Origin of the sequence: Streptomyces sp. TS71-3 (assembly GCF_018327685.1) — a bacterium.
GTDB lineage: Bacteria > Actinomycetota > Actinomycetes > Streptomycetales > Streptomycetaceae > Streptomyces.
Window position 1 is genome coordinate 4,796,851 of the sequence record NZ_BNEL01000001.1, and the last position, 16,022, is coordinate 4,812,872.

14 protein-coding genes are annotated in these 16,022 nt (G+C 73.4%); 5 read left to right on the forward strand and 9 right to left on the reverse strand.

Features of this window, described 5'->3' with window-relative positions; all coding sequences use genetic code 11:
- Window positions 1-33: 33 nt before the first annotated feature.
- Window positions 34-807: an IclR family transcriptional regulator gene (locus tag Sm713_RS19425; RefSeq protein WP_212910854.1), complete on the reverse strand. Its 774-nt coding sequence runs from the start codon at window positions 805-807 to the stop codon at window positions 34-36.
- 135 nt (window positions 808-942) lie between these two features.
- Here Sm713_RS19425 and Sm713_RS19430 point away from each other — a divergent pair, with 135 nt between their 5' ends.
- Together Sm713_RS19430 and Sm713_RS19435 are read left to right on the forward strand one after the other, a co-directional pair.
- A complete protein-coding gene (locus Sm713_RS19430; protein ID WP_212910855.1) occupies window positions 943-2,475 on the forward strand; it encodes an aldehyde dehydrogenase (NADP(+)) in 1,533 nt (510 codons plus the stop codon).
- 491 nt (window positions 2,476-2,966) lie between these two features.
- On the forward strand, window positions 2,967-4,022 hold the full coding sequence (locus Sm713_RS19435; RefSeq protein WP_212910856.1) for an aminotransferase class V-fold PLP-dependent enzyme: 1,056 nt from the start codon (window positions 2,967-2,969) through the stop codon (window positions 4,020-4,022).
- Between the two features lie 130 nt (window positions 4,023-4,152).
- On the opposite strand, the gene thpD is transcribed toward Sm713_RS19435, so the two are convergent.
- The 5 genes from thpD to Sm713_RS19460 form a co-directional block, all read right to left on the reverse strand.
- Complete coding sequence (gene thpD, locus Sm713_RS19440) at window positions 4,153-5,052, reverse strand: ectoine hydroxylase (protein WP_212910857.1); 900 nt, start codon at window positions 5,050-5,052, stop codon at window positions 4,153-4,155.
- Between the two features lie 3 nt (window positions 5,053-5,055).
- Window positions 5,056-5,454 carry an ectoine synthase gene (locus Sm713_RS19445; RefSeq protein WP_212910858.1) on the reverse strand — a complete coding sequence of 133 codons (399 nt, stop codon included), beginning with the start codon at window positions 5,452-5,454 and terminating at the stop codon, window positions 5,056-5,058.
- Between the two features lie 114 nt (window positions 5,455-5,568).
- On the reverse strand, window positions 5,569-6,840 hold the full coding sequence (gene ectB / locus Sm713_RS19450) for a diaminobutyrate--2-oxoglutarate transaminase (RefSeq protein ID WP_212910859.1): 1,272 nt from the start codon (window positions 6,838-6,840) through the stop codon (window positions 5,569-5,571).
- An 84-nt stretch (window positions 6,841-6,924) separates the two neighbouring features.
- The gene (ectA, locus tag Sm713_RS19455; protein ID WP_212910860.1) at window positions 6,925-7,467 is read right to left on the reverse strand and encodes a diaminobutyrate acetyltransferase; all 543 of its coding nucleotides are present in this window, start codon (window positions 7,465-7,467) and stop codon (window positions 6,925-6,927) included.
- Window positions 7,468-7,996: 529 nt separating this feature from the next.
- Window positions 7,997-9,100, reverse strand: a complete 1,104-nt coding sequence (locus Sm713_RS19460) for an alanine--glyoxylate aminotransferase family protein (RefSeq protein ID WP_212910861.1) — start codon at window positions 9,098-9,100, stop codon at window positions 7,997-7,999.
- A 239-nt stretch (window positions 9,101-9,339) separates the two neighbouring features.
- Between Sm713_RS19460 and Sm713_RS19465 the strand changes: the two genes are divergently transcribed.
- Together Sm713_RS19465 and Sm713_RS19470 are read left to right on the forward strand one after the other, a co-directional pair.
- A complete protein-coding gene (locus tag Sm713_RS19465; RefSeq protein WP_249416635.1) occupies window positions 9,340-10,416 on the forward strand; it encodes an amidohydrolase family protein in 1,077 nt (358 codons plus the stop codon).
- Between the two features lie 259 nt (window positions 10,417-10,675).
- On the forward strand, window positions 10,676-11,806 hold the full coding sequence (locus tag Sm713_RS19470; RefSeq protein WP_212910863.1) for an NAD(P)/FAD-dependent oxidoreductase: 1,131 nt from the start codon (window positions 10,676-10,678) through the stop codon (window positions 11,804-11,806).
- 93 nt (window positions 11,807-11,899) lie between these two features.
- Here Sm713_RS19470 and cobC read toward each other — a convergent pair whose 3' ends face one another.
- Window positions 11,900-12,988, reverse strand: a complete 1,089-nt coding sequence (cobC, locus tag Sm713_RS19475) for an Rv2231c family pyridoxal phosphate-dependent protein CobC (protein WP_212910864.1) — start codon at window positions 12,986-12,988, stop codon at window positions 11,900-11,902.
- Entirely contained in the window at window positions 12,985-13,548 is a 564-nt protein-coding gene (locus tag Sm713_RS41705) for a cobalamin biosynthesis protein (RefSeq protein ID WP_374196008.1), read from the reverse strand. The genes cobC and Sm713_RS41705 overlap by 4 nt, the downstream gene beginning before the upstream one ends.
- 87 nt (window positions 13,549-13,635) lie before the next feature.
- Between Sm713_RS41705 and Sm713_RS19485 the strand changes: the two genes are divergently transcribed.
- Window positions 13,636-14,364, forward strand: coding sequence for a ZIP family metal transporter (locus tag Sm713_RS19485; protein ID WP_212910866.1), 729 nt, complete (start codon window positions 13,636-13,638; stop codon window positions 14,362-14,364).
- Window positions 14,365-14,435: 71 nt separating this feature from the next.
- Here the strand turns inward: Sm713_RS19485 and Sm713_RS19490 are convergent, their stop codons facing one another.
- Complete coding sequence (locus Sm713_RS19490) at window positions 14,436-15,878, reverse strand: cobyrinate a,c-diamide synthase (RefSeq protein WP_212910867.1); 1,443 nt, start codon at window positions 15,876-15,878, stop codon at window positions 14,436-14,438.
- Between the last annotated feature and the right edge of the window lie 144 nt (window positions 15,879-16,022).

Sequence of the window (16,022 nt, forward strand, 5' to 3'; positions counted from 1 at the left end):
CTACCGCGGAGGGTTCAGAGCCCGCTGGTGGCTTCAGAGCCTGCGGGTGGCCAGCGTCAGGCGGTCGCGTGCGTCGAAGAGGGCGTCCTTGACCATCTGCTCGTGCGCGGGCGTGAGCCGCGCCACCGGCACCGAGCAGCTGATCGCGTCCCGCGCGGGCGTCCGGTAGGGGATGGCGACCCCGAAGCAGCGCAGCCCGAGCGTGTTCTCCTCGCGGTCCACCGCGAAGCCCTGCTCGCGCACCTGGTGCAGCTCCTCGATGAGCTTCTCGCGGTCGGTGATGGTGTGCTCGGTGAGCTGCGCCAGCGTCTCCGGCAGCATCTTGCGCACCTGCTCGTCGGAGTACGTGGCGAGCAGCGCCTTGCCGAGCGAGGTGGAGTGGGCGGGCAGCCGGCGGCCGACCCGGGTGAAGGGGCGCAGGTAGTGCTGCGACTGGCGGGTGGCGAGGTAGACGACGTTCGTGCCGTCCAGGCGGGCCAGGTGGATGGTCTCCGTGGTGTCGTCGGAGAGCCTGTCGAGCGTGGGGCGCGCGGCCGCCACCACCTCGTCGCCGTCGATGTACGAGGTGCCCACCAGCAGCGCCCGCACCCCGATGCCGTAGCGTGTCCCCGTGGCGTCCGTCTCGACCCAGCCGAGGTCGACCAGCGTGCGTAGCAGCATGTAGAGGGAGGACTTCGGGTATCCGACGGCCTCCTGGACGGCGGCCAGCGAGTGCATCCCCGGGCGGCCGGCGAAGTACTCCAGCAGCTCAACCGTCCGCACCGCGGACTTGACCTGCGCGCCGCCGCCCGTCTCGACTGCCGTCATCGTCCTCGACCCCTTCGTTCGCCCGTGACTGGAAGATATAGTCTCCAGAAGCAGATTCATCATCAGAGACAGCGTTCAGCATACCGAACAAGCTGCACGGCCCTGGTGAGTCGCCTATATCTGGAGGAATCCGCGGTGGCAGCAGCACCAGTCTGGAGTGTCGACCCCCGAACCGGAAAGCAGCGCGAGCAGGTTGCGGTGGAAGCCACAACCCAGGAGGTCGATCAGGCCGTCAGCGCGGCGCACGCCGTACGCGGCGCCCTCGCCGACCGCGTGGTGCGCGCCGCCTTCCTGCGGACCGCCGCCGATGTGCTGGACGGCGCGAAGGACCAGCTCGTGGAGGCCGCGGACGCCGAGACGGCGCTCGGCCCGGTGCGCCTCGGCGGTGAGCTGGCCCGCACCACGTACCAGCTGAGGGCCTTCGCCGGGGTCGTCGACGAGGGCGAGTTCCTCGGCGTGGTGATCAACCACCCCGACGCCACAGCCACCCCGCCGATCCCCGACCTGCGCCGCTACAAGGTGCCGCTGGGCGTCGTCGCCGTCTACTCCGCCTCGAACTTCCCGTTCGCCTTCTCGGTGGCCGGCGGCGACACCGCGAGCGCGCTCGCCGCGGGCTGCCCCGTGGTCGTCAAGGCCCACCCCGACCACCCGGCCCTCTCCGAGCTGGTCGCCGCGCTGCTGCGGCGCGCCGCCGAGCAGCACGGCATCCCCGCGGGCGTGGTCGGCCTGGTGCACGGCCTCCAGGCCGGCATCGACCTGATCAAGCACCCTCAGGTCTCCGCCGCCGGGTTCACCGGCTCGGTGCGCGGCGGACGTGCGCTGTTCGACGCCGCCGCCGCGCGGCCGGTGCCGATCCCCTTCCACGGCGAACTGGGCTCGCTGAACCCGGTGGTGGTCACCGAGGCCGCGGCCACCGAGCGCGCCGAGCAGATCGGCGCCGGGCTCGCCGGCTCCATGACGCTGGGCGTCGGGCAGTTCTGCGTCAAGCCGGGCCTGGTGCTCGCGCCGACCGGCGCGGGGGGCGACCGGCTCGCCAAGGCCCTCACCGACGCGGTCAGCAACACCGAGGCCGGGGTGCTGCTCGACCACCGCATGCGGGACAACTTCGTGGCCGGCGTCGCCGACCGCGCCGCCCTGCCGGACGTCGACGCGCCGGTGACGCCGGGCGCGGGCGGCGAGCACACCGTCAGCGCCGGCTTCCTGACCGTGCCGGCCGCCAGGCTGACCGCCTCCGGCGAGCACGACCTGCTGCTGGACGAGTGCTTCGGGCCGGTCACGGTGCTCGCGCGCTACGACGACGACGCCGAGGCCGCCGCGGTGCTCTCCCGGCTGCCCGGCAACCTCACGGCGACCGTGCACCTGTCGACCGGCGAGGCGGCGGGCGAGGACGGCCGGGGCGCCGAACTCCTCGCCGAGCTGACCCCGCTGGCCGGCCGCGTGCTCGTCGACGGCTGGCCGACCGGCGTCGCGGTGGCACCCGCCCAGCACCACGGCGGCCCCTACCCGGCCACCACCTCCACGTCCACCTCGGTGGGCGCCACGGCCATCGAGCGCTGGCTGCGCCCGGTGACGTACCAGGGCGCGCCGGAGGCACTGCTCCCGCCGGAGTTGCGCGACGACAACCCGCTGGGCCTGCCGCGCCGCTTCAACGGCAGCCTGGAGCGGTAGATCGCGGGGGTTCCCCGCGGCCCCGGTCACCACGGTGGAGCAGTTCCATGCGGGGCCGCCCCGGCCTTCCTTTAGGGGCGCGGCGAACTGCGCGACCAGCCACGACGAGACCGTCAGGTCGTCACCGTCCAGAGGGGCAGTCTCTGCCGTCTCCGGGCCACCGGCAGGTGGTGGCTGATCGGGGCGAAGCCCCGTCTAAGGGGCGCGGGGAACTGCGCGAGCAACCACGACGGGACCGTCAGGTCGTCACCGTCCGGAGGGGGCAGTCTCTGCCGTCTCCGGGCCACCGGCAGGGTGGTGGTCGCTCGCTCCCCCACTGCCCTAAAGGCGTGGGAGGTACCCCCATCCCCGCGCCCTTAGGTGGGCCGGGGCGAAGCCCCACATACGGGCGGGTGGGACCCCCGCGTACGGGTGACCCGGAAGCGGGGCTAACACGTACCGTGCACCGATAGTCGCTGGACCGGCACGCGACGGGACCGCACAGTGGACGTATGGAGCCCACCGTCGAAAGCCTCGCCCCTGCCGAATTCACCCCCTCCACCACCTTCCTGAACACGGCCAGCACCGGCCTGCTGCCCGGCCGCACCGTGGACGCCGTGCAGCAGGCCGTCCAGCTCGTGGCCAAGGGCGAGAGCTCCGATGTCCTCCACGACTACGTGGAGCGCGCCCGTGCCGGATTCGCCCGCCTGCTGTCGGCCCCCGTCACCCGGGTGGCCGCGGGCGCCTCGGTCGCCGTCTACGCCGGCCTCATCGCCGCCTCGCTGCCCGAGGGCGCGGAAGTCGTCACCGCCGACGGCGACTTCAGCTCCGTCGTGACCGCCTTCCACATGCGTCCCGGCCTCAAGGTCCGCAGCGTCCCCCTGGAGGCCGTCCCCGAAGCCGTGCGGCCCGGCACCGCCCTGGTCGCGGTGAGCGCCGCGCAGTCCGCGGACGGCCGGGTCGCCGACCTGCCCGCGCTCCGCGAGGCAGCCCGCGCCCACGGCGCCCGCACGTTCGTCGACGCCTCCCAGGCCGCCAGCTGGCTCCCGCTGGACGCGACGGAGTACGACTACCTCGCGGCCGTCGCCTTCAAGTGGCTCTGCTGCCCGCGTGGCGTGGCCTTCCTGGTGGTTCCCGAGGACTTCGGCGGGCTCGTCCCCGTCTTCGCGGGCTGGGTCGCCGGGGAGCGCCCCTGGGACAGCTGCTACGGCCCCGTGCGCGAGCTCGCCCACTCCGCGCGCCGCTTCGACGAGAGCCCCAGCCTGTTCTCGTACGCCGGTGCCCAGCACTCGCTCGCCCTTCTGGAGGACCTGGGTGTCGAGGCGATCGGAGCCCACGACCTGGCTCTCGCCGACCGGTTCCGCGCGGGCCTCGCACGCCTCGGCCACGAGCCGCTGCCGGCGCCCGGCTCCGCGATCGTCTCCGTGCCGGGCCTGGGGCACCGCCAGCCGGAACTGAGCGCCGCGGGCATCCAACTGTCCAACCGCGCGGGCAACCTCCGCGTCGCCTTCCACCTCTACAACTCCTCCGGGGACGTGGACCGCCTCCTGGCGGCGCTCGCCGCCTGAGAGCGGCGGGCCCCCGTGGGCGCACGAGGTCCCGTGCCCTGGTTCAGGCCCACGTCCGGACCCCGTCCGGGCACGGCGAGGGCCCGGCACCCCGAGGGGTACCGGGCCCTTCACGCCTCCGGGGGACGGCTCAGCGCACGGGCGTGAAGTCCCGGGCGCCGATGAAGTCCGGACGGCGGACGGGGGCCGCGAACGGCTCGACCGCCTCGTTCTCCACGCTGTTGAAGACGATGAAGACGTTGCTGCGCGGGAAGGGGGTGATGTTGTCCCCCGAGCCGTGCATGCAGTTGCAGTCGAACCAGGTGGCCGAGCCCGCCTTGCCGGTGAAGAGCTTGATGCCGTGCTTCTCGGCGAAGCCCGTCAGCGCCTCGTTGGACGGCGTGCCCGCGTCCTGCATCTGGAGCGACTTCTTGTAGTTGTCCTTCGGCGTCGCCCCCGCGCAGCCGAGGAACGTCAGGTGCGAACCGGGCATGATCATCAGCCCGCCGTTGGTGTCGAAGTTCTCGGTGAGCGCGATCGACACGGAGACGGCCCGCATGTTCGGCAGGCCGTCCTCCGCGTGCCAGGTCTCGAAGTCCGAGTGCCAGTAGAAGCCGGAGGCGCCGAAGCCCGGCTTCACGTTGATGCGCGACTGGTGCACGTAGACGTCGGAGCCGAGGATCTGCCGGGCACGGCCGACCACGCGCTCGTCGCGCACCAGGTTCGCGAACACCTCGCTGATCTTGTGGATCTCGAAGACCGAGCGGATCTCCTGCGACTGGGGCTCGATGATCGAGCGCTCGTCGGCCCGGATCCCGGGGTCGGCCACGAGCCTGTCCAGCTCTGCGCGGTAGGTCGCCACCTCGTCCGGGGTGATGAGCTGGTCGATGGCCAGGAAGCCGTCACGCTCCAGGGACGCGAGGTCCTGGCCGCCAATCGGTCCCGGCGCGCCCGGCTCGCTCCAGACGACCGGGTCCTGGCGCGGAGTGGAGACCTCCGTGGCGCCACGGCTCGGGTACAGGTCGTTGGTCTTCTCAGGGGTGACGGTCATCGCTCAGGCCTCCTCCGTCAACAGGGGATACACACCGTTCTCGTCGTGGTCCTCCCGGCCGGTCACGGGCGGGTTGAAGACGCAGACACATCGGAAGTCCGTCATGGGCCGCACGGTGTGCCGCTCGTGGCCGTCCAGCAGGTACATCGTTCCGGGAGTGATCCAGTGCTTCTCGCCGGTCTCGTCGTTGGTCAGCTCTGCCTCGCCCTCGACGCAGAGGACGGCCTCGATGTGGTTCGCGTACCACATCGACGTCTCTGTACCCGCGTAGATGATGGTCTCGTGGAGGGAGAAGCCGACCTTCTCCTTCGCCAGCACGACCCGCTTGCTCTCCCAGGTGCCCGACTTCGACTTGATGTGCCGGTCGGTTCCTTCGATGTCCTTGAAAGATCGGACGATCACGGTGGCTCGACGCCTCTTCTCTGTGCTCTGCCATTCTGTGGCGGTGTTATTCGGATCTCGGTCTCACGGGGACGGGCCGGCCCCGGCCCGGACATGCCGGGCCGGGTGTGCGGCTCAGCTCGTCTCGCGGACCGCGCGGGCGAGGGTGCGCAGACCCTCGTCCAGCTCCTCGGGGGTGATGGTGAGGGCCGGAAGGAGCTTGATGACCTCGCTCTCCGGTCCGGACGTCTCCACCAGCAGCCCCAGCTCGAACGCGCGCCGGGCGACGGCCCCGGCCCGCTCCTTGTCGTGGAACTCCATGCCCCACACCAGACCCCGGCCGCGGTGCTCCTTGATCTCGCCGCGGTGCTCGTCCTGGATCGAGCCCAGCGCCTCGGCGACCTGCTGGCCGCGCGAGAGGGTCTGCTTCTCCATCGCGAAACCGTCGGTCCAGTACGTCTCCAGGGCCGCGGCGGCCGTGACGAAGGCCGGGTTGTTGCCGCGGAAGGTGCCGTTGTGCTCGCCCGGCTCCCAGACGTCCAGCTCGGGCTTGAACAGGCACAGCGACATCGGCAGCCCGTAGCCGCTGATCGACTTCGAGACGGTGACGATGTCCGGGGTGATGCCGGACTCCTCGAACGAGAAGAAGGCACCGGTCCGGCCGCAGCCCATCTGGATGTCGTCCACGATGAGCAGCATGTCGCGGCGCGCGCACAGTTCGGCGAGGGCGTGCAGCCACTCGGGGCGGGCGACGTTGATGCCGCCCTCGCCCTGCACGGTCTCCACGATCACCGCAGCGGGCTGGTTGAGGCCGGAGCCCTGGTCCTCCAGGAGCCGCTCGAACCACAGGAAGTCCGGCACCCGGCCGTCCAGGTAGTGGTCGAACGGCATCGGGGTGCCGTGCACCAGCGGGATGCCGGCGCCCGCCCGCTTGAAGGCGTTGCCGGTCACCGCGAGCGAGCCCAGTGACATGCCGTGGAAGGCGTTGGTGAACGAGATGATGGACTCGCGGCCCTTGACCTTGCGGGCCAGCTTGAGAGCCGACTCGACGGCGTTGGTGCCCGTGGGGCCGGGGAACATGACCTTGTACGGCAGGTCCCGCGGGCGCAGCACGATGTTCTGGAAGGACTCCAGGAACGCCCGCTTCGCCGTGGTGGACATGTCGAGACCGTGCGTGACGCCGTCCCGCTCCAGGTAGTCGATGAGGGCACGTTTCAGCACGGCGTTGTTGTGGCCGTAGTTCAGTGATCCGGCTCCGGCGAAGAAGTCCAGGTACTCGTGGCCGTCCTCGTCGTACATGCGGCTGCCCTGTGCGCGGTCGAAGACGGTGGGCCAGCCGCGGCAGTAGCTGCGCACCTCCGACTCCAGGGTCTCGAAGACACTCAGGTCCGGCTGGGTGATGGTCACAGCATGCTCCTGGGATCTGGGATGTGAGGGGTGTCAGGGGGAGTGCTCGTGCAGGGGTCCGGGTGCGGCGGTCGCCGCCCGGACTCAGAAGTCCAGGGGTCCGATGCGGTACAGCACCTCGGGGTCATGGTGTTCGCCCTCCGGAAAGACTCCCGCGGGGAAGAGCACCTCGCGCTCCAGTGGCACCGAGTGCCGTTTGGCGAACGAGGTAAACAGTCGCTCCGAAGGGACGTTGCCGGGGGTGACCGTGGTCTCCAGGCCGATCAGGCCGCGGTCGGCCGAGACCCGGGCGGTCAGCCCGTCCAGCAGCGCGGCCGCCAGGCCCTTGCCGCGCTGGCTCTCGTCGACGGCCACCTGCCACACGACGAGGGTGCGGGGCCGCTCCGGCCGGATGTAGCCGGTGATGAAGGCGACCGGCTCGCCGTCGGGGTTGCGGCCCACGACGGACGTCCCAGCGAAGTCACGGCACCACAGCAGGTAGCTGTACGGGGAGTTGAGGTCGAGGGTTCTGGAGTCTCTGGCTATGCGCCAGAGGGTCGCTCCGTCCGCTACCCGGGGGCAGTCGAGCCGCAGGCCCTCGGGCATTTCCAGGAATTGCGGTTGCAGGTCTGCTTGTGCAGCGGTCATGCTTATTCAATTTACCTAGCAATTCCGGAAGATGCATCGCGAGCGAGGGTTACGGGCGAGGCGCACGTATGTTATCGCGCGTGCGCGAGGTGCGCGCGATGAGGTCGGCGATACGGGTGGTTTGCCTGGTAATTTCCGGGCGAAACGGACGCATTGTGGAGTCTGTCACATGTACGTAACGTGACAGGGGCTCGCCAGGATTTCGTAAGGAACCGTCAGGGAACTGGGGCGTTTACGAGGCCGGAAACGGGGCAGAAGAATACGGGATGCTGCGAGAAAACGCATTCTGAAATTCCGCCGTACGGGTCGTGTCAAATTCACGATAAAGCCCGGCGAGCGGCCGGTGGCAAGCCTTTGGCCCGGCAGGGTTCTGACCTGCGCCCACGAAGGGGCGCGGGGTGGAAGTACCTCCCACGCCTTCAAGGCAGTGGGGGAGCGACCAGTCGCGACGACACCGCAAGGTCGCCACCCGCCGAACGGGGCAGACGCCACCGGCCCGGCGCCCACAAGAGGTCGGCACCCAAGGACGTCAGCCCTCCCAGCTCCGCTCCACCGCCTCCCGCGCCCCGTCGACATCGACCGTCGCCCCCGACTCGGCCAGCGCCTCCCCCAGAGCCGTGAGCCCCGCGAGCACGGCGCCCCGGGCGGCTTCCGGACCGTAGTGGTTGATCCGGATCATCTCCCCGGCCAGCGCCCCGCCGCCGGCGGCCAGCGGCAGCGCCGGATCCGCGGCCAGCGCCCGCGCCACCAGGCTCGCGGCGTCGGCGTCCGCGGGCACCCGCAGCGTGGTGGCCACGGGTGCCGCGGCCCGCACGTCGGGCACGAACGGTTCGAGACCCCCGCCGAGCGCCACCGCGCCCGCCCGGGTGGCCGCAGCGGCGGCGGCGTGCCGGCCCATCACCGTCTCCAGCCCGTCCTGCTCGATGCGGTCCACACACGCTTCGAGCGCCAGCATCTCCAGTTGCGCGGGCGCGTGCAGCAGCGCCGCCCGGCCGCCGTCGATCCACCGCTCCTTCCAGTCGAGCAGCGACAGGTACGAACGCCGCGGCGCCCGCGGATTGGCCGCCAGACGCTGCCAGGCACGCTCGCTCACGACGGCCGCGGAGACCCCCGCCGGCCCGCCCATCGCCTTCTGCGGGCCGACCACGCACAGGTCCACGCCCCACGCGTCCGGCAGCAGCGGCTCGGCCGCCACCGAAGCCACCGCGTCCAGCATCATCAGCGCGCCGTGCGCCCGCACCACCTCGCCGATCTCCGCGACCGGGTTGGTGTTCCCGGTCGCCGCCTCGGCGTGCACGAGCGAGACGAAGTCGATCTCGGGGTGGGCGGCCAGCGCCTGAGCGACCTGCTCCGGCGCCACCGCCGTGTGGTACGGCACGGCCAGGTCCACCACCGTGGCGCCGCAGTCCCGCAGCCAGCCGCCGAACGTCTGCCCGTACGGCCCCGTGATCACGTTCAGCGCGGTGGTGCCGGGCCCGGCGGCACCGCGGATGCACCCCTCCAGCGGCAGCAGCGCCTCACCCTGCATGATCACGACATCGTGCTCGGTGGACAGCAGCCGGGCGAGCCGGCGCTCCACGGCGGCGAACTGCGCCGGGGTGTAAGGAGCCAGGTCGAGGAAGGGGTGCGTCACGAGGCGTGCCTCCGGTCCGTGGGCGGTCGGTGCAGGTCAGGGCAGTGGCCGCAGGGCGCGTGCGGCGCGCACGCCGCCCGGAGCGGCTGCCTGACCGAGGGTAGGCCCTGGCCACGGGCCGTGTGGGCCCCGCCGCCTCCTAAGCTGCACTCATGGACGATCAGGCTCTCCCGGAGCGCCCGGCCCGCGCGACCGCTCCATCCGGTTCACCCGGCGGTCCCACCGGTCCCGGCGCCCCCGTGCTGCATGTCAAGGGCCGCATCCTCACGGGGCCGCAGGGCGTGCGCGACGAACTCTGGGTGCTCGGCGGCCGGGTCACCTACGACCGGCCCGCGAGCGCACGCGACGTGCGCACCGTCACCGGCTGGGCGCTGCCCGGCCTCGTGGACGCGCACTGCCACGTCGGCCTCGACGCGCACGGCGGGGTGCCGGTCGAGACCGCGGAGAAGCAGGCCCTCACCGAACGCGAGGTAGGCGCCCTGCTGCTGCGCGACGCGGGATCGCCCTCCGACACCCGCTGGATCGACGACCGCGACGACCTCCCGAAGATCATCCGCGCCGGGCGGCACATCGCCCGCACCCGCCGCTACATCCGCAACTACGCCCACGAGATCGAGCCCCCGGACCTCGTCGCCTACGTCGCCGGGGAGGCGCGCCGCGGTGACGGCTGGGTCAAGCTCGTCGGCGACTGGATCGACCGGGACGCGGGCGACCTCACGGCCTGCTGGCCGCGCGACGCCGTCGAGGCGGCCATCACCGAGGCGCACCGCCTGGGCGCCCGGGTCACCGCCCACTGCTTCGCCGAGGACTCCCTGCGCGACCTGGTCGAGGCGGGCATCGACTGCATCGAGCACGCCACCGGGCTCACCGAGGACACCATCCCGCTCTTCGCGGAGTGCGGCGTCGCCATCGTGCCGACGCTGGTCAACATCGCGACCTTCCCCGAACTCGCCGCCGGCGGCGAGGAACGGTACCCCCGCTGGTCGGCGCACATGCTCAGGCTCCACGAGCGCCGCTACGACACCGTGCGCGCCGCCTACGACGCCGGGATCCCGATCTTCACCGGCACCGACGCCGGCGGGGGCCTCGCCCACGGCCTGGTGGCGGGCGAGGTGGTGGAGCTGGTGCGCGCGGGCCTGCCGCCGCTCGACGCCCTGTCCGCCGCCACCTGGGGCGCCCGCGGCTGGCTCGGCCGCCCGAGTCTCGACGAGGGCGCCCCCGCGGACCTGGTGGTCTACGACGCGGACCCGCGCGCCGACGTCGGCGTCCTCGCGCACCCGCGGCATGTGGTGCTGAACGGGCGGGTGTTCGGGTAGCGCCGTCCGTCCCGTCCCCCCGATCCGGCACGCCCGCGGTGTGGGCGCCGGGTGGACGCCGAGGGCGCCGCCCCGAGCGGCTGCCGCGCCGACCTGCCGTGTCGGCCGTCTGTCGGGGCTGTAGGGCGGATGTCAGGGGCCGTTGTAGGGCGGATGTCGGGGGCTGTAGGCCGGATGTCGGTCCCACGTCGGCGGGACTTGGCACCTTTCGGGAGACGGCCGCCGGAGCCTCCCGGCGGCCCCGTCCCGAGGAGCCACCATGCACACTCCCGTCACGATCATCGGCGCCGGACTCGGCGGACTCACGCTGGCCCGCGTCCTGCACGTCCACGGCATCCCGTCCACGGTCTACGAGGCGGAGCCCTCCCCGTCGGCGCGCGCCCAGGGCGGGATGCTCGACATCCACGACTACAACGGGCAGCTCGCCCTCAAGGCGGCCGGCCTGATGGACGAGTTCCACGCCATCGTCCTGGAGGGCCGTCAGGCGATGCGCGTCCTCGACCAGGACGGCACCGTCCTGCTCGACAAGGCCGACGACGGCACGGGCGGGCGCCCCGAGGCGCAGCGCGGCGACCTGCGGCAGATCCTGCTCGACGCGCTTCCGGCCGGCACCGTCCGGTGGGGGCACAAGGCCAGCGGCACCCGTTCCCTCGGCGGGGGCCGGCACGAGGTGGCGTTCGCCGGCGGCGGTACCGCCGTCACCGGCCTGCTGGTCGGCGCGGACGGCGCGTGGTCACGGGTCCGGCCCCTGCTCTCCACCGCCGTACCGGAGTACGCCGGCACGTCGTTCGTCGAGACCTACCTGTTCGACGCCGACACCCGGCACCCGGCCGCCGCGAAGGCGGTCGGCGGCGGGTCCATGATGGCGCCCGGGCAGGGCAGGGAGATCTTCGCCCACCGGGAGAGCGGCGACACCCTGCACACCTACGTGTCGCTGGCCAGGCCTCAGGAGTGGTTCGCCGCGATCGACTTCGCCGACGCCGCCGCGGCAACCGCGCGGATCGCGCAGGAGTTCGAGGGCTGGGCGCCGGAACTCACCGCCCTGATCACCGACGGCGACACCCCGCCGGTCCCGCGCCCCCACCACGCCCTGCCGGTCGAGCACCGGTGGGACCGGGTGCCGGGGGTGACCCTGATCGGCGACGCCGCCCACCTCTCGCCCCCGAACGGCGAGGGTGCCAACCTGGCCATGCTCGACGGCGCCGAACTCGCCGAGGCCCTCGCCGCGCACCCCGACGACACCGAGGCCGCGCTCACCGAGTACGAGCAGGCCATGTTCCCCCGCAGCCCCGAGATCGCCGCCTTCGAAGGCCCCGAGATGGACGAGGCCGCCTCCCGCGAGGACATGGCCCGTGCCCTGATCGACATGATCACCCAGATGGGCCGATGAGCCACTCGACCCCGCACGCCCGAGCAGCGCCCACGCCCGCGCGAAAGGCGGTTGCCCACGCCCGAGCAGCACTTAGGCGTTCCCGATCAGTACCTACGCGTTCCCGAGCAGCGGCTGCTCACATCCGATTACCGCGGCCAGCGCCGTAAGGAAGCGGTCCGTGGTGGCACGGTCCCGTACCGCGATCCGCAGCCAGTCGGGCCCCAGCCCGGGGAAGGTGTCGGCGCGGCGCACCGCGAACCCGCGCTCCCGCAGCCGGGTCCGGGCCTTCTCCGCCCCGGCCAGCCGCACCAGCACGAAGGACGCACGCGCGGGTCCCGCCACCCACGGGCCGCGGTCCCCGTCCGGGCCGGCCGCGGCGGCCAGCCGGGCGAGCCCGGCGACCAGGTGGTCCCGATCGGCCGCGACGGCCTCGGCCGACCGGGCCGCCTCGGCCAGTGCCTCCGGCGCCATGCAGGACTCCGTCGCGACGAGCGCGGGGGTGGAGACCGGCCACAGCGGCTGCGCCCGCGCCAGTTCGGAGACGGTGTCCGGGGCCGCGAGGACGTAGCCCGCCCGCAGCCCGGCCAGTCCCCACGTCTTGGTGAGGCTGCGCAGCACCACGAGCCCCGGCACGTCGGTGCGGCCCGCCAGGGACTCCGGCTCGCCGGGCACCGCGTCCATGAACGCCTCGTCCACCACCAGCACCCGGCCGGGCCTGGCGAGCGCCGCCACCTGACCGGCCGGATGCAGTACGGACGTCGGATTGGTCGGGTTGCCGAGCACCACCATGTCGGCGTCCTCGGGCACGGCACCCGGGCGCAGCCGGAAGCCGTCCCGGGCGTCGAGCAGCACGCGGCCGACGCGGTGCCCGGCGTCGAGCAGCGCCGCCTCCGGCTCGGTGAACTGCGGGTGCACCACCACCGGCCTGCTCACCCGCAGCGCCCGTGCCAGCAGGACGAACGCCTCCGCGGCGCCCGCCGTCAGCAGCACGCGCTCCACCGGCAGCCCGTGCCGTTCCGCGACCGCCGCCCGCGCGGCCCGGTCGTCCGGGTAGGCCGCGAGCCCGTCCAGCGACGCGGCGAGCCGGGCCCGCAGCCACGGCGGGGGAGTGCCGGACCGGACGTTCACCGCGAGGTCGACGAGCCCGCCGTCGCGGACCTCCGCGTCACCGTGGTGCCGCAGGTCGTGGACTGCGCTCATGCGCCCCATCCTTCCGCCGGGCCCCGGCCGTTCTGCCGCGGGCTCCCCGCAGGGGTCTCTCGCGGCCCTGCCGTGCCCTCATCCCGCCCTGTCCCTGTGCTGTCATCCCGCCGTCTCCGTGGGCCGTTGCCGCCCGCCGTGGCCGGGGTGGCCTGCCGGGCGGTCCCCGCCGGGCTCCGCCGTGCGCCGGCCGGTGGCACCGCCGGACCCGGTGCCGGGTCGGGCAGCCGGGCCACCGCGCAGGTCGCGCGGGCCGGGCGGCCTGCCGAGACGGTCTTCGGCACGACCAGCCGGCCGCCCCGCAGCAGCGCCGCGGCCTCCGCCACCGAGGGCGTACCGACGGCCGATTGCGCGACCTGCGACGGATGCGGCACCCGTACCAGGGCCAGCGCGCTCGCCGAGTACGCCGCCAGCGGCACGCCCAGCAGCGCGGCGGCCCGCCGCAGCCCCGGCTCGGCGGCCCGCGCCTCGACGGTGGCCAGCTCGGCGACCTCGTCCAGCGGCAGCCCCGCCGCGTCGAGCACGCCGGTGACCAGCCGCACCACCTCGTCCGCGGGCACGCCCCGGCCGGCCCCCACTCCCACGACGAGCGGCCCCGGGGCCACCCCTCGTGTGCGCGGTGCGTACCGATCGGCTACGAAAGGACCATGGTCGTGCTCGTGGCGCTGGGATCGTTCCTGATGACGCTGGTCGGCGGCTGGGCGGCCCGGTTCGTGGCCGACCGCCGCCACCTGGTGCTCGGGTTCGCCGGCGGCCTGATGCTCGGCGTCGTCGGCTTCGATCTGCTGCCGGAGGCGCTGGCGGGCGCCGGGGAGCACGTGTACGGCGTGCCGGCCGCGCTGCTGCTGTTCGTCACCGGGTTCCTCGTCGCGCACGTCGTCGAGCGGCTGCTCGCCCTGCGGCAGGCCGAGCACGGCGCCCACCGGCGGGACCAGGTGCCCCAGGTCGGCCTGGGAGCTGCCGCCGCGATGGTCGGCCACAGCATCGCCGACGGCGTCGCGATCGGCGCGTCCTTCCAGGTGGACGAGGCCATGGGCCTGACCGTCGCACTCGCCGTCGTCACCCACGACTTCGCGGACGGCTTCAACACGTACACGCTGACCAGGCAGTCCGGCAACGCGCCGCGCAGCGCCGTGGCGATGCTGTTCGCGGACGCGCTCGCGCCCGTGGCGGGAGCCGCGTCCACGCTGCTGTTCACCATTCCCGAGCAGGCCCTCGCCTGCTATCTCGGCTTCTTCGGGGGCGCGTTGCTCTACATCGCGGCCGCCGAGATCCTCCCCGAGGCCAGCCACCGCCACCCGGCCCGCTCGACCCTGCTCTGCACGGTCGCCGGGGTGGCCCTGATGTGGGTGGTGATCGGCACGGCCGTCGAGTGAGCGCGACGGCGTCGCGGTGCCGGAGGGCACGCGGTGCCGTCCGCTGCCGCGGCGCCACCCCCGGGCCGCGGTCACGGCTGCGCGCACCGGTCCGTGAAGCGCCGCACCACGTCGGGCCGCCCGGCCCAGTGCGTGTGCAGATAGCTGGCGTGCACGCCCCCCTCGACGAAGCCCTCGACGCGCCGTTGTCCGCCGTGCAGGCCCCAGGCGGGATGCTCGCCGGCGCCCGGCTCCAGGACGGTGCGGTGGAACTCGTGTCCGCGCATCCGGGTGCCCGGCGCGGCGAGTGCGCTGCCGGACACCGCGACCGCCTCCCGGTACCCCAGCGTCAGCTTCGACGTCATCCGGGCCTCGGCGTCCAGCACCCCGCACATCGGGGCGCCGTCCAGGGACCGCGCCAGGTACAGCAGCCCCGCGCACTCGGCCGCCACCGGCGCACCGGATCCCGCCAGCGCGCCGACCGCCTTGCGCAGCGGCTCGTTGGCGGACAGCTCGGGCGCGTACACCTCGGGGAAGCCGCCCCCGATCACCAGCCCGTCCGTGCCGTCGGGCAGGCCCTCGTCGCGCAGCGGGTCGAAGAAGGCGACCTCCGCGCCGGCCGCGGCCAGCAGTTCGATGTGCTCGGTGTACGAGAACGTGAAGGCCGGGCCGCCGGCCACCGCGATCCGCGGGGGGCGGACCGTGCCCGTGGCCGGCGGCGTGGCGGGCGGTTCGGCAGCTGCGGAGGCGGAAGCGGTCGGAGACGGGAACGGGGGTGCGGCCATCGCGCCGGCCGCCGCGATCGCCGCCGCCGGGTCCCAGGCGTCCTCCGGCGTGGTACCCGCAGTGCGGGCCAGTGCCAGCAGGGCGGGCAGGTCGCAGCCGGCCCTGACCTGCTCGGCCATGGCGCGCACGGCCTCCAGGGCCTCCGCATGGCGCTCGGCGGCCGGCACCAGGCCGAGGTGCCGGCTCGGGGTGCGCACCTGCTCGGCGCGGCGCAACGCGCCGAGCACCGGCACGCCCGACTCGTCCAGCGCCTCCCTCAGCAGCGCCTCGTGCCGGTCGGAGCCCACCTTGTTCAGGATCACGCCGCCGATCCGCACGGTGGAGTCCCACGACGCGAAGCCGTGCACCAGCGCGGCCACCGACCGGGACTGCGCCGAGGCGTCCACGACGAGGACCACGGGGGCCTTCAGCAGGGTCGCGACCTGTGCGGTGGAGGCCAGGTCGCCGCGTCCGGAGGCGCCGTCGTACAGGCCCATCACACCCTCGACGACGGCGAGGTCGCAGCCGGCGGCGCCGTGCGCGAACAGCGGCGCGACGAGGTCCGTGCCGCACAGGAACGCGTCGAGGTTGCGGCCGGGGCGGCCGGTGGCCAGCGCGTGGTAGCCCGGGTCGATGTAGTCGGGGCCGACCTTGTGCGGGGAGACCGTGAGGCCGCTTGCCGTGTAGGCGGCCATCAGGCCCGTGGCGACGGTCGTCTTGCCGCTGCCGGATGCCGGGGCGGCGATGATCAGCCGCGGTACCGCGGTCATCGGGGGGCTCCGGTTCCGGTTCGGGTGCCGGATGCGTTTGTGCGCTGCGCGCGGCCTTGCGGGTGACTGTTCGGGGGCGTGGTGGTGTGGCGGTCTCGTCGTGGCTGGGGTGGAGTGCGCAGTTCCCCGCGCCCCTTGGGGGTG

Excerpts from the sequence above, each read along its gene's own strand:
- Sm713_RS19435 (WP_212910856.1), top strand. The coding sequence starts at position 2,967 with ATGGAGCCCACCGTCGAAAGCCTCGCCCCTGCCGAATTCACCCCCTCC.
- ectA (WP_212910860.1), bottom strand. The coding sequence starts at position 7,467 with ATGACCGCTGCACAAGCAGACCTGCAACCGCAATTCCTGGAAATGCCC.
- thpD (WP_212910857.1), bottom strand. The coding sequence starts at position 5,052 with ATGACCGTCACCCCTGAGAAGACCAACGACCTGTACCCGAGCCGTGGC.
- cobC (WP_212910864.1), bottom strand. The coding sequence starts at position 12,988 with ATGAGCGCAGTCCACGACCTGCGGCACCACGGTGACGCGGAGGTCCGC.
- Sm713_RS19485 (WP_212910866.1), top strand. The coding sequence starts at position 13,636 with ATGGTCGTGCTCGTGGCGCTGGGATCGTTCCTGATGACGCTGGTCGGC.
- Sm713_RS19470 (WP_212910863.1), top strand. The coding sequence starts at position 10,676 with ATGCACACTCCCGTCACGATCATCGGCGCCGGACTCGGCGGACTCACG.
- Sm713_RS19425 (WP_212910854.1), bottom strand. The coding sequence starts at position 807 with ATGACGGCAGTCGAGACGGGCGGCGGCGCGCAGGTCAAGTCCGCGGTG.
- Sm713_RS19490 (WP_212910867.1), bottom strand. The coding sequence starts at position 15,878 with ATGACCGCGGTACCGCGGCTGATCATCGCCGCCCCGGCATCCGGCAGC.